Below are 21,041 nucleotides of genomic sequence, written 5' to 3'. Positions count from 1 at the left end.
AGTTTTCCCCTGGATTCGCGGCCGTCGTCGATAACGGCTCCAGGCGACCAATGGTAATTGTTAGTGGTACCATGCCGCACTCGAAGTGGCTGAAATTCATGATGCACAAGAATCTGAAAAGCCCCTCGAATCAATGCCAAGGCCAACACCCTGTCGACCCGGTATTGAATCGGGATCATGACCCGGTAGCGCTTTCCAAACAGAGCCCAGTCAGCCGCCTTGACCGGTCTCCCCGCAGCGAACATCCATTGGCTCCATCCGCTATGTACGCCAGCCTCAAGTCACTCATCGCAAGGTCCGTGTCCCGAAGCAATGCACGCTGGATGACACTCAGCCTTTGTGCTTGCGCGACGCTGGTCAGCCTGTGGGTCTATGCCCACGCCGAGCCGTTGCCGATAGCGCTGTTGATACTCAACCTGGCGACCCTGGTCGCCGCCGGCCTGCAACGCTGGCGCTCGCGCAAGTCGATCAAGCTCCTGCCCCAGGAACTGGCCGACCGCCTGCTGCAAGTCCAGAAAAGCGAACGCCATCGTTTGAGCCGAGAACTGCATGACGATATCGGCCAACTGCTGACCGCCGCCAAGCTGCAAAGCGAATGGCTCAAGCGCCGTCTGCCGCAAGAGTTGCAAGGCCAATGCACGGTGCTGTGCAACACATTGAATGAAACCCTGACCAAGGTGCGGGACGTCTCCGCCATCCTCAACCCCCGGCAACTGGCCAGTCTTGGCCTGGAGGCCAGCCTGCGGGCGCATCTGCTCAAGACCCTGGAAAACACCAAGGTGAGCTGGAGCCTGGAATGCCAGCAGCGGCTGACCGGCATTCCGGAAGAGATGGCCGTCGCGGCCTTTCGTATTACCCAAGAGGCGGTCACCAACATGCTGCGCCACGCCCAGGCATGTAATCTGCTGGTGCGCCTGCAACGCCTGCCCCAAGGCCTTTCGCTGTTTATCAGCGATGACGGCCTGGGATTTTCGCCCGCCATCAACCCTGGTCAGGAAGGACAAAGGGGCATGGCCGGCATGTCTGAGCGGATTGATCAACTGGGAGGCACATTGTCCGTCAATAGCCAGCCAGGCAAAGGAACCCGGATCGAAGCGCTTTTCCCCTGGGCGCCACGCGCCCTCGAACGGGCCAGCCCCCATAAGGTTCTAGAGTGACCTGCAACTTACTCCTGGTGGATGACCACGCGTTGATCAGGGCCGGCGTGCGCGCGCTGGTGCTGGATATTCCCGGCTACGCGGTGATCGGCGAGGCCAATGATGGTGCGCAGGTGCTGGAGCAATTCGACGCCCTGCAGCCCGATATCGTCCTGCTGGACCTGTCGATGAAACACACCAGCGGGCTGGATGCCCTGCAGCAACTCAAGCGCGCCTATCCCAAGAGCAAAGTGCTGATCCTGTCGATGCACACCGATCCGGAGTTGATCATGTGCGCCCTGGAGGCAGGCGCCCACGGCTACCTGCTCAAGGACACCACCGCCAATGAGCTTGAGCATGCGCTGCTGGCCCTGCGCAACAACGAGCGCTACCTGAGCCCTGCCATCGCCCATACGGTGATCAACCAGGCGCTGATCCGCAACCATACCCAGGCCTCTACCCTGCCTCACCGCCACAATCTGACCGCGCGCCAGCTGGAAATCCTGCGGCTGATCGTGCGCGGCAAGTCCACCCGAGAGATCGCCAATGGCCTGGGCTTGAGCATCAAGACCGTGGAGGCTCACCGCTCGCAAATCATGAAGCGCTTGCAGATTTTCGATGTGGCGGGCCTGGTGCTATTTGCCGTGCGTGAACAGATCATCAGTCTGGACGACTAGACACCAACGGCGAGTCCTTCGGCAAGTGCACCCGCAATGCCCGTGGCAATGCCGCGAAACGCAGGTCGTCGCCCTTGAGCGGTTCGCCGTCCAGGTTGATATCCAACCCTTCGGCGACCTTGATTTCCACCCACGGCAGGCGCGCGCGGACAAATAGGTTGTCCAGGCCCCAGCCGTCGGTCATCAAATTGCGCAGGGTACCGACGACCTCCTGGGGTGCCGGCAGGATACTGATATCCAGCAAACCATCATCGACCATGGCTTGCGGGCACAACACATGCCCACCGCCGGCCTGACGACCGTTGCCGATACCCAGGGCCAGTAATTCACCCCGCCAATGGAAATCCGGGCCCTGTAACTCGCCATAGGCCGCGTGCAATTCGCTGAACCGCGACAAGCCGGTAAACAGGTAGGCCGCACCGCCCAGTACCTTTTTCAGGTCTTCGGAGGTATTGGCGGTGACCTGGCTGCCAAAACCGCCGGTGGCCATGTTCAGGAAAATCTGCCCGCCGACCTCGCCCAGGTCGATGGCAACGGCCGGGACATCCAGCAGGTTCAGGGCCTGATCGGGCTCCAGCGGTACGCCGGCGGCACGGGCGAAATCATTGGCGGTGCCCAGGGGCATCAGCACCAGGCTGGCGTCGGTCTTGGCCTGGGCCATGGCTTGGGCGACATCACGCAATGTGCCATCGCCGCCGCCGGCGATCAGCCGGGTGTAGCCGGCGTCCAGCGCTTCGCCGACCAGGCGCTGGGCATCGCCGCCCTCCCAGGTCACGCGCACGGCCAGGTCCCAGCCTTGTTCGCGCTTACCTTGCACCGCCGCCCGCACCTGCTCGTTGAGGGCTTGTTTGCCGTGCAGAACCAACAGTGCCTTGGGCTTGCTCATGGGTTGAGGCTCCTACAGTTCAAAGGGTCATGAGGGATGTGGACCTTGAGCAACGGGAAAAAAGTCATTGGCCTGATGAATTAATTCATCAGACCAACAGCTCGCTCAAAGGGATGAAGTTGACTCGATCGCCCTCTGCCAGCGTCGTACCTTCCAACACCTCTACCAACCCCTCGGCCCAGGCGGCACTGCGCAGCACACCGGAACTCTGATTCTGGTAGATGATCGCTCGCCCGTGCTCCAGGCGCCCGCGCAAGTACTCGCGACGATTGCCTGGCTTGGGCCAGACAAACCCCACTGGCACGTCGAAACGCAGTGGCTGTACATCTTCTACACCCTGGCGACGCAACAGATAGGGCCGAGCCAGCAAGGCGAAGGTCACCAGCGTGGAAGCCGGGTTACCCGGCAAACCGATCACCGGCACGCCGCGAAAATGACCAAACGTCAGCGGCTTGCCAGGTTTGATCGCCAACTTCCAGAGGGCCAACTCGCCCTCTTCGCGCAAGGCGATGCCGAGGAAATCCGCTTCACCCACCGAAACCCCGCCCGTGGACAGGATCAGGTCGACCGACCCCAGCCCCCCCAGCCGAGTGCGGGTCTGTTCCAGGTCATCGGGCAAGATACCAGCGTCCACCACCTCGCACCCGAGGCGCTCCAGCCAGCTACACAGCACCCGACGGTTGCTGTTGTAAATCTGCCCCGGCCCCAGCGGCAGGCCGGGCTCAATCAATTCGTCGCCGGTGGAAAGCACAGCGACGCGAGCGCGACGTACCACATCCAGCCGAGCACAACCCAGGGAAGCCGCCAGCCCCAATTCAATCGGCCCCATGCGTGTGCCAGCGGACAAGACCTGTTCGCCAACGGTGGTTTCCTGGCCTTGGGGGCGGATGTTCTGCCCGGCGCGCAAGGCTTCGGTAAAGCTCACCCGCTGATCGACGTGGACCTCGGCGTTTTCCTGCATCTCGACGCAGTCCGCACCTTCAGGCACCGGGGCACCCGTGAAGATCCGCGCACAGGTGCCTGCCGCCAGCGGTTCCGGCACCTGGCCGGCGAAAATACGCTGGCTCACCACCAGAGGCTCGCCGCTCCAATCCGACAGGCGCAGGGCGTAGCCGTCCATGGCGCTGTTGGGCCACGGCGGCAGGTCAAGGGTGGAAATCAGCGCCTGGGCCAGGACGCGCCCGTCGCACTCGGCCAGCGGCAAACTTTCCCGCTCGCGGATAGGTGTGGCCTCGGCCATGGTCAACAGGCGCCCGAGGGCATCTTCTACCGGCATCAAGGCACCCGTCTTGCCTGGCTTATCCACGAGATTCACAAGGCTCGGCCTGTTTCAGGTGCGGGACGAAATTGCACGGCCCGTGACGAGAATCCAACTGCTCGGCGAGAATCCCATCCCAACCAGTGCGTACGGCGTTGGTGGAACCCGGTAGGCAGCACACCAAAGTGCCATTAGCCAGGCCAGCCAGGGCGCGCGATTGCACGGTGGAGGTGCCAATATCGGCCACGGATATTTGCCGGAACAGCTCGCCGAAACCATCCACTTGCTTGTCCAGCAGGCAACTGACGGCTTCCGGTGTGCTGTCACGGCCGGTGAAGCCGGTGCCGCCGGTGATCAGTACCACTTGCACCACGTCCTCGGCTATCCAATGGGCCACTTGCGCACGGATTTTGTACAAGTCATCTTTGAGCAGTACCCGCTCGGCCAGACGATGGCCAGCCGCAATCAGGCGGTCGACGAAGACTTGGCCAGAGGTATCGGTTTGCAGGGTGCGGGTGTCGCTGACAGTCAAAACAGCGATGTTCAGGGGTACGAAAGGCGTATCAGCCTTGGCTTTCATGGCTCGGTCCGGTTGTCGAAGGAACAGCCCGATGTTATATCACAGCCCCCTATTTCACTGCCGCAGCGGAGCCGTCATGCCATTCAATTCTTCGCCCTTGCCTTGCTCGATCCTGCTGCTGGCCGGCGGGCGCGGCCAGCGCATGGGCGGCCTGGACAAGGGCTTGCTCGACTGGCGCGGTGAGCCGTTGATTGCCCACCTGCATCGACTTGTGCGCCCGCTGACCGATGACCTGATCATCTCCTGCAACCGCAATCAGCCGCAGTACGCGCCCTACGCAGACCAGTTGGTAAGCGACGACAGCCCGGACTTCCCTGGCCCGTTGGCCGGTATTCGCGTCGGACTGGCCGCCGCTCGCCATGAGCACTTGCTGGTATTGCCCTGCGATGTGCCGCAAATTGACGCGGGACTGTTGAGCGACATGCGTGAGAAGGCGCAGCAAAATCCCCAGGTTCCGCTGATGCTGCGCCACGGTGATTACTGGGAACCCTTGCTCTGCGTCATACCGACACGCCTGCGCGCAGACATCGAAAGCGCCTGGCAGGCCGGTGAGCGCAGCCCGCGGCAGATCCTGCTGCAACTGGGAGCCCAGGCTCTGATTTGTCCGGAAAATGATCCGCGCCTGGCCAACTTCAATACACCGCAGTTGCTGCACACCCCACCCGGCGTGTAAGAATGAGCCTTGAACAAGGAACTTTGCGTACGTTCTATACGTCACAAGGTCAGTACTCAAAAAAGCATTCTCTCGGAGACAGACTCATGACTCAACGGACCATCGCCGCTCTCATGCTTGCACTAGGCCTCGCTACCCTTGCCGGTTGCGCCTCGCCAACAGTGATCACCCTGAATGACGGGCGCGAAATCCAGGCTGTCGATACCCCTGAATTCGACCAGGACTCGGGGTTCTACGAGTTCCAGCAGCTTGATGGCAAGCGCACCCGGATCAACAAGGACCAGGTTCGCACCGTTAAAGACCTGTAAGTCTTAACGCTCGAAACGACAAAGCCCGCTTAATGCGGGCTTTGTCATGTCTGGCGCCTGGAGTTACCACGCAAGGGTAATTTCACTGTTGAAGCGGCGCTCCACCCCGCTCACCGGATCAATAAACCGCACCCCTTGGGCCAGTAGTTTGAGCGGGTTGGCGTAGTCATCCTCGGCGTCCTTGATAACCTGGGGGTAAAACGGATCGTTGCAGATACTGGCCCCCAGCGCCGTCATATGGACCCGCAACTGATGCTTCTTGCCGGTCACCGGAAACAGCCCATAGCGCCACAGGTCACCGTGCTTTTCCCGCACCTCGACCGCTGTTTCGGTGTTGCTCACGCCGGGACCTTCCTGCATGCGGAAGAACGGTTCGCCGTCCACTAGCCGGCTCTTGTGTACCAGCGGGAATGTCACCCCAGGCAAAGCTGGCGCAATGGCTTCGTAGATTTTTTCGATCTGGCGGGTGGGAAACAACTGTTGATACGCCGAGCGGCTTTGCGGGTTGGAGGAAAACAGCACCAATCCGGCCGTGTGGCGATCAATGCGGTGCAGCGGCACCAGCGAAGGGTTGTCCAGACGGCGAATCAGGCGCCGCAACAGCGTTTGCTCGACATACTCACCAGCGGGCGTGACGGGCAGGAAGTGCGGCTTGTCAGCCACAACCAAATGCTCGTCGGCATACAGGATCGTCTCCTGCACCGGGATCGGTTTTTCGTCCGGCACTTCGCGAAAGTAGTGGATGCGCAGGCCTTCCTTGTACGAAAGATCCAGGGGAATCGGCGTGCCGCTGCCATCAAGCACCCGGCCACGAGCGATGCGATCCAGCCATTGCTCACGGCTGATGGCTCGAAAATGATCGCACAAGCAATCCAGAACCGTCGCCCAAGGGCCAGGAGGCAGGTACAAGGTGCTGGCTTGGTGCTGGGAAGCGGAAAAACCGGAATCGGACATGCGTGCGCTCAAGGCCTGAAAATACAGACGGGCATTATCCTGCATTCAACCAGATCAGGCCCAGGAAAGATCTCAAGCCTTGGCCAATTGCGCTCGCAATACCGGCGACGTACTGGCGGCCTCGGTAAACTCCTTGAGCCAGCGCAATACATCCACCGCCTCCCAGCGGCCCGGATCGTAAAGCGCATACAGCAAGCCCTGGTACCCGACCACATCCAACTGTTTGTGATAACCGGCCCGCTGGAAAAGTGCCTCGATTTCCGCGAAGCAGGTATTGAAATGCACTTTGTTAAACGGCGTCTTGCCTTCCGTGACCAGCCCATCGAGGCGCAGCTCATTCACCGCATCGCGCACAACCTCTGCGGACATGCGATTGACGCTGCTTTTCAGTTGTTCGACATTCACCACGGGCTTTCCCTCTCACTCAATCACTGTACAAGCATACAGTAACCGAAAAATCGGGAACTCGCCATTGGATTAGTGCTAGAACAGAAAGGCCACGACCTGTTCGGTATCGAATGGCCAACCCAGTTCGGCCCCCGTATCCACCCGGCGCAGCACCGGAATACGCAGGCTGTAGGCTTCGAACAGGGCTTCGGAATCGGCGATATCCACCAGTTCCACCAGCAGCCCATGCTCGACCAACGGCATGACTTCGGCTTCGGCGACTTCACAGAGATGGCAACCCAGGGTGCCGAATAACTGGCATTCAGGAGGCATGACGAACGGACCTGACAAGGAATAGGCGTCCATTCTAGACCGCAGGAAAAACATCGTCGATGTCGACCGGACTTATTGCGGCCGCATCCAAAAAACCTTGATCCAGATCACCATGGCCTATAACTGATTCAGCGACTCTCGCGGCTTTTTTTCCAGCGATAGCCCTGGTCCCTCGACGGAGATGTTTGTGTTTGCCAACCTGCTGATCATTCTTGCCTCATCCCTGGTAGTCATTGCACTGTTTCGCCGGCTGCAACTGCCGCCCGTGCTCGGTTACCTCTGCGTGGGCCTGGCCGTAGGGCCTACCGCCCTGGACTGGGTGAATGACAGCGAAGACCTGCCGGACCTGGCCGAATTGGGCGTGGTGTTTCTGCTGTTCTCCCTGGGCCTGGAGTTTTCCCTGTCGAAAATGCTCGCCCTGCGCCGGGTGGTGTTTGGTCTGGGCAGCTTGCAAGTGCTGTGCTGCGGGCTGCTGCTGGGAGGCTTGCTGACGCTGTGGGGGCTGTCGCCCACCGCCGCTCTGTTGCTCGGCGCCGGATTGGCCTTATCGTCGACCGCCATCGTCAGCAAGGAGCTGACCAGCCTCGGCGAAATTTTCAGCAGTCATGGTCAGAATGCCATCGGTGTCTTATTGTTCCAGGACATAGTGGCGGTGCTGTTGCTGACCCTGGTGCCGGTGTTCGCCGGCAACAGTGAGCAAGCCTGGTATTGGGCGTTGCCCGTGACCCTGGGCAAGACGCTGGTGCTGTTCCTTGGCCTGCTGCTCGCCAGCCGCTGGTTGCTGCCCCGACTCTTCCATGAAGTGGCCGCCTCTCATTCCGCGGAACTGTTCGTGCTGCTGGCGTTGGTGATTGTGCTGCTCACGGCATGGCTGACGCACTTGCTGGGCCTGTCCCCTGCCCTCGGCGCTTTTCTCGCTGGCATGCTGTTGGGTGAAAGCCACTATCGGCACCAGATCGAAGCCGACATCCGGCCGTTTCGCGACATTCTGCTGGGGCTGTTTTTTGTCAGCATCGGTATGCTGATCGACCTGCAGCTATTCGTCAGTCACAGCCTGCTGATTCTCGGCCTGACCCTGGCATTGATGCTGATCAAGGGTGGTGTCGTCGCGCTACTGGTCAAGCTGCGTGGCAGCGACAGCGAAACCGCCTGGCGCAGTGGCCTGGCCCTGGCCCAGGGCGGTGAATTCTGCTTCGCCCTGATGGCGCAAATGCAGCTGAGCCGGCTGCTGCCCGACGAGATCAGCGGCTTGCTGTTGGCGGCAACATTCTGCTCGATGCTGCTGACGCCGCTGCTGCTTCGGGCTGCTCCCGCCATCGCCCTGCGCCTGCACCACAAGCCTAACCAGCAAGTCCAGCTGGAAGAAATCACGGCCCTCAATGCCGAGCTGCAAGGGCATGTGTTGATCTGCGGCTATGGCCGGGTCGGGCGGTCCATCGGGCGTTTTTTACGCCACGAACAACTGGCTTTCATTGCACTGGATGATGACCCGGTCCGAGTTCAGGAAGCCGCTACAGAGGACGCCAGCGTGCATTATGGCGATTGTCGCCGAGGCGCCTTGCTCAGCGCCGTCGGGCTTGAACGGACGCGGTTGGTGGTTATTGCAGTGGACAATACCGACGTCGCATTGACCGTGCTCAAGGAGGCGCGTCGAATCAACCATAAGGTGCCAATCCTGGTGCGTACCCGCGACGACAGCCAGTTATCCGAGCTGAAAGCCGCCGGGGCCAGCGAAGTGGTGCCCGAACTGCTGGAGTCCAGCCTGATGCTCGCGTCTCACGCGTTGATCATGCTGGGGTTGCCGGACCAACAGGTGCAGGCCCGTGTCGACGAAGTGCGGCATAACCGCTACCGTTTGCTCCACGGTTTTTATCAGGGCGCGGACACTAATCGGGAGGCGCCGATCAATCCTGACTGACGGCGCCAATCTTGTGGATCGACAAGTCCGCGCCGTAATACTCCTCCTCCTGACTCAAGCGCAAACCGCAGACGCGCTTGATCACCCCATACACCAGGAACCCGCCTGCCAGGGCCACAACCACGCCCAACGCAGTGCCTATCAACTGACTGATCAGGCTCACCCCGCCCAGTCCACCCAAGGCGCTCTGGCCAAAAATGCCGCAGGCAATCCCGCCCCACACACCGCATAACCCATGGAGCGGCCAGACACCCAGTACATCATCAATTTTCCAGCGGTCCTGGGCGGCGATGAAGCACCAGACGAACAAGCCCCCCGCCACCACGCCAGTCACCAGCGCGCCCACCGGGTGCATCAAGTCCGACCCGGCGCAAATCGCCACCAGCCCGGCCAACGGACCATTGTGCAAAAAGCCTGGGTCATTGCGACCTATCACCAGCGCCGCCACGGTGCCTCCGACCATTGCCATCAGCGAATTGACCGCCACCAGCCCGCTGACCCCGGACAGGGTTTGCGCACTCATGACGTTAAAGCCGAACCAACCAACAATCAGAATCCACGAACCCAACGCCAGGAACGGAATGCTCGACGGCGCAAACGCCACCAGCCGCCCGTCCCGATAACGGCCCTGACGCGGCCCCAGCAACAGCACCGCCGCCAGCGCCAGCCAACCGCCCATGGCATGGACCACCACGGAGCCGGCAAAATCATGGAAGCTGGCACCGAAGCTGGCCAGCAACCAGGCTTGCAGACCGTAATTGCCATTCCAGACCATGCCTTCGAAAAACGGGTAGATAAACGCCACGATCAAAGCCGTAGCGCACAACTGCGGTGCAAAACGTGCACGTTCGGCAATGCCACCGGAAATGATCGCTGGAATGGCAGCGGCGAAGGTCAGCAGGAAAAAGAACTTCACCAGGCCATAACCATGGTCAGCACTGATCACCGCCGCTGGTTGCATGAAGGTGACGCCATAGGAAATCCAATAGCCTATAAAGAAATAGGCCAGGGTCGAGATGGCGAAGTCACTGAGGATTTTCGACAGTGCATTGACCTGGTTCTTCTGGCGCACCGTCCCGACTTCGAGAAAGGCGAAGCCGGCGTGCATGGCCAACACCATGACCGCACCGATCAGGATAAACAGGGTATTGGAGCTGTGGACCAGAGTGTCCACCGCACTTTGCAAATTTTCCATGGAGGTTGGCAGGCCTGCAGTTCAGGAAAAAGCACCAAAGCAGTTCATTGCCTTAACTTCGCGCACTAAATTGGCACCGCCGGCACCTCCCTCCTCGGAGGGTGTGAACCGCTTTAGCGCAGCGAGGGTTGAAGAAGGCAATTACTCCCTGGTTTTTCCGCTAGTTTTAGTTATTTAGGGTAAGGTTTTTTAAGGCTTTGCCCGCAACCGCCCAAATTCAGCGCAAACCGACAGGTTTGCGCACCAAGGCAAAGCAAAAGCTGTACCAGGCATTTGCAGTGAACCTTCACTGACGCCGATGACTCGAAACCAAAAGCTTCAATAAGCTCGAAAGCACCCGACAGCCACTCACGGAGATAACCATGGCCAGCAAAACGGCAAAGACTGCTCAAGAAATACTGATGGCGGATTTTCAAACCCTGGTCAGCGATACCGAAAAGCTGCTGGACGACACCGCGATACTGGCGGGTGACCAGGCGGATGAACTGCGTACAAAAATTCACGACAGCCTGCTCAAGGCCCGTGAAACCCTGCAACTGACCGAAGACTCCCTGCGCGAACGCAGCAAGGCAGCGGTCACGGCCACCGAAGACTATGTACAGGCCAACCCTTGGCAGTCCGTCGGCATCGCTGCCGGCGTCGGCTTTCTGATCGGCCTGCTGGCTACAAGGCGCTAATCATGTCTATCGGCGAATCCGGCTCGTCCTCGGGCCCAAGTTCCTCATCGCGGCGCCTGGGCGCTGCAGTCCTGGGTTTGCTGCACAGCCATGTCGAGTTGTTCGGCATTGAGTTGCAGGAACAGAAGGCACGCACCGTCAGCCTGTTGCTGTTCGCCGGGCTGGCATTGGTGTTTGCTCTGCTGTTGCTGGTGGGCTTGTCGGCGCTGGTGATGATCCTGGTGTGGGATACCTATCGCCTGACCGGGATAATCAGCCTATGCGTCTTCTATGTGCTGGCTGCGGCGTTCTGTGGGTTGCGCTTGAAGGCAGCCATCTTCGATGAGTCCACTCCTTTCCACGCCACCCTCGAAGAGCTGGCCAATGACCGTGAGCGCCTGTTGCCATGAGCCTGACTGAACTGCCGCAAACCAACTCCCGGCGGGAAATGCGCAAGGCGTTGATCCGCCTGCGCATGGAGATGCACCGCCAGGAAATTCGCCATGAGTCCCAAAACCTGCTGCTACCGCTGCAAAAGGTGCGCAACATGGGGCAAAGCTGGCAGGACGGCTTTGGCATCAAGCATGCGCCGCTGTGGGGCGTAGCCGTGGTAACGCTGCTGGGCTTTCTCACCGGCAAAGGCGCCAAGGGTGGCGGTATCGGCACCATGACCCGCCTTGTGCGACTCGGCGCCGGGCTCATTCCCTTGATCAAACTGGCGATGCAGGGCGCCTCGCGCAAGAACTGACAGACGCTGGCTGCATTCTTGCACACGGATCAGGCCCGGTACCCTTGCATAGGGACCGGGCCTTTTTCATGTCGACTCTTTTCCCATCAGACGTAACTTAAGGAGGCTCTGTGATCGACGGGCAACCGCTCGCCTGCTTTCAGCCATTCATCGATACCGCCACCGGGCGCATTGCGGGAGTGGAAGCGCTGGGACGCCTGCGCCAGGCTGACGGAGAGCTGCGCTCGGTAGGCCCATTGTTTGCCGATCCGCGCACGCCCACTGTCGCCTTGCGCCGCCTGGATCGGCAGATCCGCGACAACGCCTTGAGCCGCCTGCACGAAGCGCCCGAAGACTGGTTCCTGAGCCTGAATATCTCACCGCACTGGATCACTCACCTGCGCCCCGGCCAGCCTTTACCAAGTCTTAAACAACTGCAGGCCCACGGCGTCGACCCACGGCGCATCGTGTTCGAGATCACTGAACTGGGGGGAGACAGCCTGCGCCTGGCTGAAGTGGTGGCGCGCTATCGTCAGGCCGGTGCGCGCATTGCCATCGACGACTTTGGCGCCGGCTACTCGCAACTGGATCGGGTGCTGGCCTTGCAGCCGGACATTCTCAAGCTGGATATGCGTCTGTTCCAAGCCGCTGCCCTTGGCGGCCCCAGCAGCGACGTAGTACGGGCACTGGCGCAGATGGCGGAGAAAACCGGCTGCTGGATCATCGCCGAAGGTGTGGAAACCGAGGCGCAACTGAGCTTTGCCCTAGAGTGTGGATCGCGCTATGTCCAGGGCTATCTGTTTGCCCAGGCGCAACTGGACTGGTTCGCCGCCGACGCTTTTGTACCGCGCTTCGCCCAGTTGCGCGCGGCTTATGTCCAGCAGAAACTGGCAGAGCGCGGTCGGATCATGCAACTGCGCCAGCAACTGGTCGAACTGATGCAGATCCTGCAAACCTGGGCCCAGGCACAAGCACCCCTCAGCCAGTTGCCGCAGTTGCCGGCCTTCCCCTGGCTACTGCGTTTTTACCAGTGCGATCGCCATGGCACGCAGTTGACGCCCAACTTCGAGTGGTGCCAGGACGCCTGGCAGGCCGACAGCCGTTATCTGGGGCACAACTGGTCATGGCGTCCTTATTTCTACTATTTACTGGCCGAGGGCTGGGACGAGCGCCGCCTGACACTCTCCACCACCTACCGCGACGCCACCACCAATCAGCACTGCCTGACAGCAGGACAATTCTTCGATAACGGTCAGCGCTTGCTGTTAATCGATATCGACGCGGTCGGCTTATAGTTTTCCTCTTGCGCCCAAGGGGCTGAACCGGGAAGCTGGAAAGCGTTATTCACCGCACGGAGAGACCCTGACTTGGATTGGCCCACCCTGCTTACCCGCGAACGCCTTGGAAAATCCCTACACAGCCCGGAAGAACTGGGTCGCAGCCCGTTTCACAAAGATCATGACCGGATCATCTTCTCCGGCGCTTTCCGCCGCCTGGGCCGCAAGACCCAGGTGCACCCGGTCTCCAGCAACGATCATATTCACACCCGGCTGACCCACTCCCTGGAAGTCAGCTGCGTCGGGCGCTCCCTGGGCATGCGCGTGGGCGAAACCATCCGTAACGCGCTACCCGACTGGTGTGATCCCAGCGACTTGGGAATGGTGGTGCAATCGGCCTGCCTGGCCCACGACATTGGCAACCCGCCGTTTGGCCATTCGGGTGAAGATGCGATTCGCCACTGGTTCCAGCAGGCTGCAGGCCGTGGCTGGCTGGATGACATGAGCAGTGCCGAGCGCAAAGACTTTCTCAACTTCGAAGGCAACGCTCAAGGTTTCCGGGTACTGACACAACTTGAATACCATCAGTTTGATGGTGGCACCCGCCTGACCTACGCCACCTTGGGCACCTACCTGAAGTACCCGTGGACCGCCCGCCACGCCGATTCCCTCGGCTACAAGAAACACAAGTTCAGCTGTTACCAGAGCGAGCTGCCGATCCTTGAACAGATCGCCCAGAAACTAGGCTTGCCACAACTGGAAGAACAACGCTGGGCGCGCCATCCATTGGTGTATCTGATGGAAGCGGCCGACGACATTTGTTATGCCCTGATCGACCTTGAAGATGGCCTGGAAATGGACTTGCTGGAATACGCCGAGGTCGAATCGCTGCTACTGGACCTGGTGGGCGATGACTTACCGCAAACCTATCGCCAGTTAGGCCCCCTCGATTCCCGGCGACGCAAGCTGGCCATCCTGCGGGGCAAGGCCATCGAGCACTTGACCAATGCCGCGGCACGGGCCTTCGTCGAGCAGCAGGACGCACTGCTGGCTGGCACCCTTGAAGGTGATCTGGTGGAGCACATGCACGGTCCTGCCAAGCGCTGCGTACTGAACGCCAAGGACATGGCACGCAAGAAAATCTTCCAGGACAAGCGCAAGACGCTGCATGAAATCGGCGCCTACACCACCCTGGAAATCCTCTTGAATGCCTTCTGCGGCGCCGCCCTGGAACAGCATGGTGGTCGTACACCGTCCTTCAAGAATCGGCGCATCCTGGATTTGCTGGGCAACAGTGCCCCCGATCCGGATGGGTCACTGCATCGCTCGTTCCTGCGCATGATCGACTTCATTGCCGGCATGACCGACAGCTACGCCAGCGAGATGGCGCGAGAAATGACCGGGCGTTCAAGCCCCCAATAAAGAAGCGCCCTGTCGGGCTGTCCTGACAGGGCTATTCCCCTAAAAGAATCTGCCTACGAAGGGAACAGAGCAGACTGATCGAATTAATCCCAACACCCGATGAATAATCACGCGCCTTCTTATCCAATACAGCAATCAACGCCTACATTCCTGCGACCCAACGACAGTTCGACACATGACTCGCGGGCCGTATCGGTACAAGCCTTGGTTGGAGTCATTCCAGCATGAGCCATTCTCATGGAACCCCCCTATGCTCAAACAACAACCGCGCATCCTGTTAGTGGAGGATCACCCCTTTCAACTTCTGGCCACCCAATGCCTGCTTAAAATTTTCGGTTTCGACCAACTGACACCGGCAGAGAATGCCGAGCAGGCAATAAAATTGATGACGCTGGCTCAAACCCCCTTCGACATCATGCTGTGCGATCAATGCCTGCCAGACCTGCCAGGACTGGAGTTGGTAGAAATAGCCAGCCGCGCAGGGTTTATACGATATGCCATCCTGCTGAGTGGACTGCCCGCTGTCGAACTGGAAAACCTCAAAGTCCAGGCAATACAACGTGATGTCCCCTTGCTCGGCTACCTGGTCAAGCCTTTGAACAAGGAGCAACTTGGCGCACTGATCAGCCGGGCGGTATTTGGCAGGACTAAACAACATCATCAAAACCCAGCCAACTTGAAGCACGGCGACATTGAACGTGTAGGACATTAAACATCCAGCCATTACGAAGTTTCGCTATTGCCCAGCCGTTCGATAGCTAGTTCTCGAATCCTCATACGCCACATGTAAAATTCTTAAACCTCGTCAAAGAAAGCCTTGGCAAAGGGTAATCCATTACATTTTTTTATGTAGGACCTTTCCTATTTTACATCTGCCCAGCATTCACCTCACGCCCCCGCATCAACTTCTGAGCTAATGTGCCCGCTTTATTTGCACATACATGGAATTTGATCATGAACTCAGTTTTTATTATCGACGACCACCCCGTTATCCGACTTGCAATTCGAATGCTGTTAGAACATGAAGGTTACAAAGTAGTTGGAGAAACGGACAACGGTTGCGATGCAATACAAATGGTCCGCGAATGCCTTCCTGACCTGATAATACTTGACATCAGCATCCCGAAGCTTGATGGCCTGGAAGTGCTTTGCAGGTTCAATGCCATGAGTTCCCCCATGAAAACCCTGATTTTGACGGCCCAATCCCCGACACTCTTCGCAACACGCTGCATGCGATCAGGTGCTGACGGCTATGTCTGCAAAGAGGGCGACTTGAGTGAACTGCTAAGTGCCATAAAAGCTGTTTTATCCGGGTACAACTATTTCCCCAGCCAAGCACTAAATGGTAACTGCTCAGAAACTAGCGAAAACGAAGAATTAAATCTCTTCAAATCAGTCAATGACCGCGAACTTATGGTTTTGCAACTTTTTGCACAGGGCAGAACAAACAAGGAAATAGCCAAAGGTATGTTTCTTAGTAACAAAACAGTCAGCACCTACAAGAAGAGACTCATGCAAAAACTTAAAGCCGCCTCTTTGGTAGAGCTTATCGAGATGGCAAAACGCAACGCGTTAGTGTGAGAAACAGAATGCCCAGGCGCTTAAAGGACCTTCTAATCATATTGAGTACAGGTTTGTGCTTAAGCACAGCCGTGCCTGCCACTCTAACTGCTCAAGAGCGTTACTCACTGCTGAGTCGTGTAGGCAGTGTTCAAATGGATACTCAACTGGATAAAACACAGCGCCAATGGCTACAAAGCAAACGCGAGTTGGTGCTGGGTACCTCAGCACCCGACTATCCACCCTTTGATATCACCGCCAGCGGTCATGACTATGAGGGCATCACAGCCGACTATGCCGGCATCCTGTCCAAGGCACTCGCATTACCCGTCAGCGTGCTGCGCTACCCAACCCGAGAAGCGGCGATCCAGGCATTGCAAGCCGGCGAAGTAGACTTGCTGGGCACTGCCAACGGGTTTGAGGCGAGTAACCCCGAGATCGTCCTGTCAACGCCCTACGCCGTGGACCAGCCTGTGCTGGTCACCCGTGAAGGAGAAAACCGCTCGCTCAGCGACGGCCTGATCGGCATGCGGTTAAGCCTGGTCTACCACTATCTGCCCCTGGCGGAAGTCGAGGCACTGTACCCAAAGGCAATTATCCAGGCCTATCCGTCCTATCAAAACGCTCTCAACGCCGTTGCCTTCGACCAGGCTGACGTATTTCTCGGCGACACCATCTCTACCCACTACATGATCAACAAGGGCTATCTGAAAAATATTCGCATGGCCAACTTCGGCAAGCACGAAGCCTACGGTTTCAGCTTTGCCGTACGCCGGGATCAGCCCATCTTGTTGAGCATCATCAATTCCGTCCTGGGGGTCATTGCAACCAACGAGCAGGAAAACATCTCCAAACGCTGGAGCGCCGGCAGCGACATATTGCTGACCGATCACAAACTGCAACTGAGCCAGCGCGAAGAGCGCTGGCTCAAAGAGCATCCCGTGGTAACGGTGGTCATCAATGAAACCTTCGCACCGATGACCTTCCTCGACGCAGACGGCACCCTGCGCGGCATCACTGCAGATCTTCTGGAGCTGATTCGGCTGCGCACCGGTTTACGCTTCGAGACCCAGCACTCCCGCAACCTCAACGACATGATCCAGCAGGTAGAAAGCAACAAGGCCGATATCATCGCAGCAATCATCCCCAGCACCGAACGGAAGGCCAAGCTGAGTTTCAGCCGGCCCTACCTGGAAAATTCCTATGTACTGCTAACGCGCAAAGGGCCTGACGCCCCCTCAAGCCTTGAACAACTGACGGGCAAACGCCTGGCGATAACCGAAGGCAACCCCTTGGTGAGCTATTTGCGTCAAGCGTTCCCGCAGATCAAGTTGGTGGAAGCCAGCGATACCTTCAAGGCCTCGGAATTATTGGCCCAAGGGCACGTGGAAGGTGCCGTCAGTCCGCTGGTGGTCGCCAACTACTTCCTCTCCTCACAGGTATTCCAGGACAAATTGCAGATCAGCTCCAGCATCGGCACCCAACTGGCCTCCTTTTCCCTGGCCACCTCACGTAGCGCCACCGAGCTAAGCTCGATTCTCGACAAGGCATTACTCAGTATTGCCCCGGATGAACTGGGGATCATCAACAGTCGCTGGCGTGGTTACACGGCGGCATCCGATAGCTATTGGCGTAACTACCATCACCTGATTCTCCAGATCATCACCGGCGCAGGCCTCCTGCTGCTGACGTCCCTGACCTGGAATGCTTATATGCGCAGGCAGATCAAGCACCGACAGATGGCTGAGCGTGCCCTCAACGACCAGCTCGAATTCATGCGGGCCCTGGTTAACGAAACGCCTCATCCGATCTATGTACGCGATCGCAACGGATTGCTTCAGACCTGCAATGACAGCTACCTGCAGGTTTTCGGCGTCAGGCGCGAAGAGGTGATTGGCAAAAGCGTTACCCAGATCGGCCTGGACATCGATTTGGAGGCCCGCCAATACCACGCCGATTATCAACGGGTAGTCGCCGAAGGCAGTCCGTTGATTCTCGACCGTTCGTTGCATATTCATGGGCAAAAACTGACGATTTACCACTGGATTCTGCCGTACCGCGACTCCACCGGCGAGGTCAGGGGGATCATTGGTGGCTGGATCGACATCAGCGAACGACGCCAATTATTCGATGAACTGCGGGCCGCCAAGGATCGTGCAGATGAGGCCAATCGTGCAAAAAGCACATTCCTGGCGACCATGAGTCATGAAATCCGCACCCCCATGAATGCAGTCATCGGCATGCTTGAGCTGACCCTCAAACGTGCCGACCACGGCCATCTGGACCGTCCGGCCATCGAGGTCGCCTACAACTCGGCGAAAGACTTGCTGGAGCTGATCGGCGATATCCTGGACATCGCCCGTATCGAATCCGGCCGCCTGAGCCTGGCACCGGAGCGGGTCAATCTGCGGGAGCTCATTGAGTCGGTGGTACGGGTCTTTGATGGCTTGGCGCGCCAGAAATCCCTCAGCCTGTTACTGGAGTTCAACCGCAGCGTCGAACATACCGATGTGCTGATCGATCCACTGCGCTTCAAACAGATCCTTTCCAACCTGGTGAGCAATGCCATCAAATTCACTGAGCTGGGCCAGGTGAAGATCAAGGTGGATGTCCAGGCCACCAGCCAGACACAACACGTCAACATGAAACTGGTGGTCGAGGACACGGGCATCGGGATCACCAGGGACGATCAGCAACGGCTGTTCGAACCTTTTGCCCAGGCTGACAACTCAGGGCATTTGGCCAGAAGCGGTGCAGGCCTGGGGCTGGTGATCTGTCGCAGCCTGTGCGAAATGATGGGCGGGCATCTGAGCTTGAGCAGCGTGCCCAGAGTCGGTACCCAGGTGTATGTTTCGCTGAACATGACCAGCCTGGCGCCGACACATCCCGTGATTGAGTTGAAGCCGGTGGTGGTGGAAATCGCAGCCGTACTGAACGTGCTGGTGGTAGACGATCACCCGGCAAACCGCTTGCTCATATGCCAGCAACTGGGTTTCCTCGGCCATCAGTTCACAGCGGTCCAACATGGCGCAGCAGGATTCCAGGCATGGCGCCAGGAACACTTCGACCTGATCATCGCCGACTGCAATATGCCGATCATGAACGGCTATGAATTGACCCGCTCTATTCGCGAGCACGAGCAACGGGAAAACATGGCGCCCTGTATTGTCCTGGGCTTCACCGCCAATGCCCAGCCGGAGGAGAAACAACGCTGCAAGGACGCGGGCATGAATGACTGCCTGTTCAAGCCCATCAGTCTCACGACCCTGGAACGGCACTTGGCCGAGGTCAGACCCCTGCCTTCCAGCAAACTTTTCAATCTCGACAGCCTGCATGCACTTACCGGCGGTGATCCGGCGTTAAGCCGACGCCTGCTGGAAGAGCTGTTGAGCAGCAGCCGCAATGATCGTGGTGAACTCATGGCGTTGCTGGCACAAGGAGTCCGGCAGGACCTTATCGACCAGGCTCACAAGATCAAGGGCGCTGCCCGGATCGTCCAGGCCCGTGCATTGGCCGAACATTGCGAAGTCCTGGAACAGGCCTGCGACAGCACTGATCAGCCGAGTATCGATCCTTGGGTCAAGGCAATCGAGGCGTCCATGCTGGAACTGGAGCGGACCCTACAAATGCAACTGGACAGCCTGACAAGTCGTTGACGACAGACTGTAACCTGGCTGCAGGTTGCAGCTGCAGCCAGGGCCACTACTCATTCAACAATCGGTAAGGCGCAGGAAAATCGCTGCCAGCTGTTCAATACCGACCTTATCCCCAGGGGTAAAACGCGCCAGCTTCGGGCTGTCCAGGTCCAGAACGCCGATTAGCCGTCCGTCCTTGACCAGCGGCACCACCAATTCGCTATTCGACGCGCTGTCACAGGCAATGTGCCCTGCAAAGGCGTGAACATCGTCCACCCGTTGTGTTTGCCGCGTGGCCGCAGCAGCGCCGCAAACACCACGCCCAAAGGGAATGCGTACACAGGCTATCTGCCCCTGGAAAGGCCCAAGCACCAATTCTTCATCGCGATTGAGGTAGAAGCCGGCCCAGTTCAAGTCATCGAGCTGATTGAACAGGAACGCCGAAAACTGCGCAGCGTTGGCGATAAAGTCCCGCTCATCGGCCAACAACGATTCCAGCTGTGCGTAAAGCATGTCGTATCCATCAAGGCCGGTACCGGCCTGCTGCAAATCGATCATGGCTGACGCTCCAGCAATTTGAGGCCAACCCAATAGCGGGCGAACTGATAAGCGCAACGGCCGTTGCGATTACCGCGACCGGTTGCCCAACGTACCGCGAGAATGTCCAGCGCTTCGTCACGTTGCCACTGCAAGCCGGCCTTGCTGGCCAGCTCACCGATCCAGTGCTCGACCACGTCGAGAAAGTGCTCCTGGTTGAACGGGTAAAACGACAGCCACAGGCCAAAACGATCAGACAGGGCGATCTTGTCTTCCACCGCTTCATTGGGGTGCAACTCGCCATCAACCATCTTCCAGTTTTCGTTGTCGCTCTGGTTTTCCGGGACCAGGTGGCGGCGGTTGGAAGTGGCGTACAGCAAGACGTTTTCCGGCGCCTGCTCCAGGGAGCCGTCGAGTACGCTCTTGAGGACCCGGTAATCGCTTTCGCCGGCCTCGAACGACAGGTCATCGCAAAACAGCACAAAACGTTGTGGCAATTTGACCAACTGCTCGACCACCCGTGGCAGGTCGGCCAGGTGATCTCGCTCGATTTCGATCAGGCGCAGGCCGGCCTTCGCATGCTGGGCCAGCAAGGCGCGCACCATCGAGGATTTACCGGTGCCGCGCGAGCCCCAGAGCAACGCATGGTTGGCCGGCAGGCCATCGAGAAACTGTTGGGTGTTACGGGCCAACTGCTCGCGCTGTTTGTCCACACCGATCAAGTCGGACAAACGCATGTCCAGGCTGACTTCCAGCGGTAACAAGAAGCCACTGCGGCCTTCACGCTGCCAACGGGCGGCCAGGCACTGATTCCAGTCAATGGCCTGGCGAGGCGCCGGCAATAACGGTTCCAGACGAGCGAGCACCGCATCGGCCCGCTCAAGAAAGGCATTCAATCGAGAATCCACGACTATTCCTCTGG

Annotated in this window: 22 protein-coding genes; 13 read left to right on the top strand and 9 right to left on the bottom strand. The window is 58.7% G+C overall.

Annotated elements, in window-relative coordinates; all coding sequences use genetic code 11:
- Nucleotides 1-263: 263 nt before the first annotated feature.
- Nucleotides 264-1,157, top strand: a complete 894-nt coding sequence (locus tag ACZRJ6_RS23215; protein WP_463970300.1) for a sensor histidine kinase — start codon at nt 264-266, stop codon at nt 1,155-1,157.
- Nucleotides 1,154-1,813 (top strand): response regulator, encoded by a 660-nt coding sequence (locus ACZRJ6_RS23210; protein ID WP_463970241.1) that lies wholly within the window; start codon nt 1,154-1,156, stop codon nt 1,811-1,813. The genes ACZRJ6_RS23215 and ACZRJ6_RS23210 overlap by 4 nt, the downstream gene beginning before the upstream one ends.
- Here the strand turns inward: ACZRJ6_RS23210 and yegS are convergent.
- From yegS to moaB, 3 genes are all read right to left on the bottom strand, one after another.
- Nucleotides 1,797-2,699, bottom strand: a complete 903-nt coding sequence (gene yegS / locus ACZRJ6_RS23205) for a lipid kinase YegS (protein ID WP_463970242.1) — start codon at nt 2,697-2,699, stop codon at nt 1,797-1,799. The genes ACZRJ6_RS23210 and yegS overlap by 17 nt on opposite strands.
- Nucleotides 2,700-2,787: 88 nt before the next feature.
- Entirely contained in the window at nt 2,788-4,014 is a 1,227-nt protein-coding gene (locus ACZRJ6_RS23200) for a molybdopterin molybdotransferase MoeA (protein WP_463970243.1), read from the bottom strand.
- Complete coding sequence (gene moaB, locus ACZRJ6_RS23195) at nt 3,998-4,537, bottom strand: molybdenum cofactor biosynthesis protein B (RefSeq protein ID WP_463970244.1); 540 nt, start codon at nt 4,535-4,537, stop codon at nt 3,998-4,000. Before moaB ends, ACZRJ6_RS23200 begins: the two co-directional genes overlap by 17 nt.
- A 76-nt stretch (nt 4,538-4,613) precedes the next feature.
- Between moaB and mobA the strand changes: the two genes are divergently transcribed.
- Both mobA and ACZRJ6_RS23185 read left to right on the top strand, forming a co-directional pair.
- Nucleotides 4,614-5,210, top strand: a complete 597-nt coding sequence (gene mobA, locus ACZRJ6_RS23190; protein ID WP_149414148.1) for a molybdenum cofactor guanylyltransferase MobA — start codon at nt 4,614-4,616, stop codon at nt 5,208-5,210.
- A gap of 86 nt (nt 5,211-5,296) precedes the next feature.
- Nucleotides 5,297-5,518, top strand: coding sequence for a YgdI/YgdR family lipoprotein (locus ACZRJ6_RS23185; RefSeq protein ID WP_463970245.1), 222 nt, complete (start codon nt 5,297-5,299; stop codon nt 5,516-5,518).
- A gap of 63 nt (nt 5,519-5,581) precedes the next feature.
- Here the strand turns inward: ACZRJ6_RS23185 and ACZRJ6_RS23180 are convergent, their stop codons facing one another.
- The 3 genes from ACZRJ6_RS23180 to ACZRJ6_RS23170 all read right to left on the bottom strand — a co-directional run bounded on the left by ACZRJ6_RS23180 (nt 5,582) and on the right by ACZRJ6_RS23170 (nt 7,192).
- A complete protein-coding gene (locus ACZRJ6_RS23180) occupies nt 5,582-6,472 on the bottom strand; it encodes a pseudouridine synthase (protein WP_463970246.1) in 891 nt (296 codons plus the stop codon).
- Between the two features lie 72 nt (nt 6,473-6,544).
- Entirely contained in the window at nt 6,545-6,880 is a 336-nt protein-coding gene (locus ACZRJ6_RS23175) for a transcriptional regulator (RefSeq protein ID WP_149414149.1), read from the bottom strand.
- Between the two features lie 75 nt (nt 6,881-6,955).
- A complete protein-coding gene (locus ACZRJ6_RS23170; protein WP_463970247.1) occupies nt 6,956-7,192 on the bottom strand; it encodes a glutaredoxin family protein in 237 nt (78 codons plus the stop codon).
- A gap of 187 nt (nt 7,193-7,379) precedes the next feature.
- Between ACZRJ6_RS23170 and ACZRJ6_RS23165 the strand changes: the two genes are divergently transcribed.
- The gene (locus tag ACZRJ6_RS23165) at nt 7,380-9,110 is read left to right on the top strand and encodes a cation:proton antiporter (RefSeq protein ID WP_463970248.1); all 1,731 of its coding nucleotides are present in this window, start codon (nt 7,380-7,382) and stop codon (nt 9,108-9,110) included.
- Here the strand turns inward: ACZRJ6_RS23165 and ACZRJ6_RS23160 are convergent.
- Nucleotides 9,097-10,305, bottom strand: a complete 1,209-nt coding sequence (locus ACZRJ6_RS23160; RefSeq protein WP_463970249.1) for an ammonium transporter — start codon at nt 10,303-10,305, stop codon at nt 9,097-9,099. The genes ACZRJ6_RS23165 and ACZRJ6_RS23160 overlap by 14 nt on opposite strands.
- Nucleotides 10,306-10,667: 362 nt before the next feature.
- Here ACZRJ6_RS23160 and ACZRJ6_RS23155 point away from each other — a divergent pair, with 362 nt between their 5' ends.
- The 8 genes from ACZRJ6_RS23155 (at nt 10,668) to ACZRJ6_RS23120 (ending at nt 19,603) form a co-directional block, all read left to right on the top strand.
- Complete coding sequence (locus tag ACZRJ6_RS23155) at nt 10,668-10,982, top strand: ElaB/YgaM/YqjD family protein (protein ID WP_133098832.1); 315 nt, start codon at nt 10,668-10,670, stop codon at nt 10,980-10,982.
- A gap of 2 nt (nt 10,983-10,984) precedes the next feature.
- Nucleotides 10,985-11,371: a phage holin family protein gene (locus tag ACZRJ6_RS23150; protein WP_133098833.1), complete on the top strand. Its 387-nt coding sequence runs from the start codon at nt 10,985-10,987 to the stop codon at nt 11,369-11,371.
- Complete coding sequence (locus tag ACZRJ6_RS23145) at nt 11,368-11,709, top strand: hypothetical protein (protein ID WP_149414153.1); 342 nt, start codon at nt 11,368-11,370, stop codon at nt 11,707-11,709. The genes ACZRJ6_RS23150 and ACZRJ6_RS23145 overlap by 4 nt, the downstream gene beginning before the upstream one ends.
- Nucleotides 11,710-11,819: 110 nt before the next feature.
- Nucleotides 11,820-12,983 carry an EAL domain-containing protein gene (locus tag ACZRJ6_RS23140; protein ID WP_463970250.1) on the top strand — a complete coding sequence of 388 codons (1,164 nt, stop codon included), beginning with the start codon at nt 11,820-11,822 and terminating at the stop codon, nt 12,981-12,983.
- Between the two features lie 72 nt (nt 12,984-13,055).
- On the top strand, nt 13,056-14,387 hold the full coding sequence (locus ACZRJ6_RS23135; RefSeq protein WP_463970251.1) for a deoxyguanosinetriphosphate triphosphohydrolase: 1,332 nt from the start codon (nt 13,056-13,058) through the stop codon (nt 14,385-14,387).
- 250 nt (nt 14,388-14,637) lie between these two features.
- Nucleotides 14,638-15,099, top strand: coding sequence for a response regulator (locus ACZRJ6_RS23130; RefSeq protein WP_463970252.1), 462 nt, complete (start codon nt 14,638-14,640; stop codon nt 15,097-15,099).
- Between the two features lie 242 nt (nt 15,100-15,341).
- Nucleotides 15,342-15,968, top strand: a complete 627-nt coding sequence (locus ACZRJ6_RS23125; RefSeq protein ID WP_463970253.1) for a response regulator — start codon at nt 15,342-15,344, stop codon at nt 15,966-15,968.
- A gap of 8 nt (nt 15,969-15,976) precedes the next feature.
- A complete protein-coding gene (locus ACZRJ6_RS23120) occupies nt 15,977-19,603 on the top strand; it encodes a transporter substrate-binding domain-containing protein (protein WP_463970254.1) in 3,627 nt (1,208 codons plus the stop codon).
- Between the two features lie 54 nt (nt 19,604-19,657).
- On the opposite strand, the gene ACZRJ6_RS23115 is transcribed toward ACZRJ6_RS23120, so the two are convergent.
- Both ACZRJ6_RS23115 and ACZRJ6_RS23110 read right to left on the bottom strand, forming a co-directional pair.
- Nucleotides 19,658-20,140, bottom strand: a complete 483-nt coding sequence (locus tag ACZRJ6_RS23115) for a GAF domain-containing protein (protein ID WP_463970255.1) — start codon at nt 20,138-20,140, stop codon at nt 19,658-19,660.
- Nucleotides 20,137-21,027, bottom strand: a complete 891-nt coding sequence (locus ACZRJ6_RS23110) for an ATP-binding protein (protein ID WP_350613168.1) — start codon at nt 21,025-21,027, stop codon at nt 20,137-20,139. Before ACZRJ6_RS23110 ends, ACZRJ6_RS23115 begins: the two co-directional genes overlap by 4 nt.
- Nucleotides 21,028-21,041: the final 14 nt, after the last annotated feature.

Source organism: Pseudomonas sp. C321, assembly GCF_055407105.1.
This window is presented reverse-complemented; position numbering and strand designations above follow the sequence as displayed.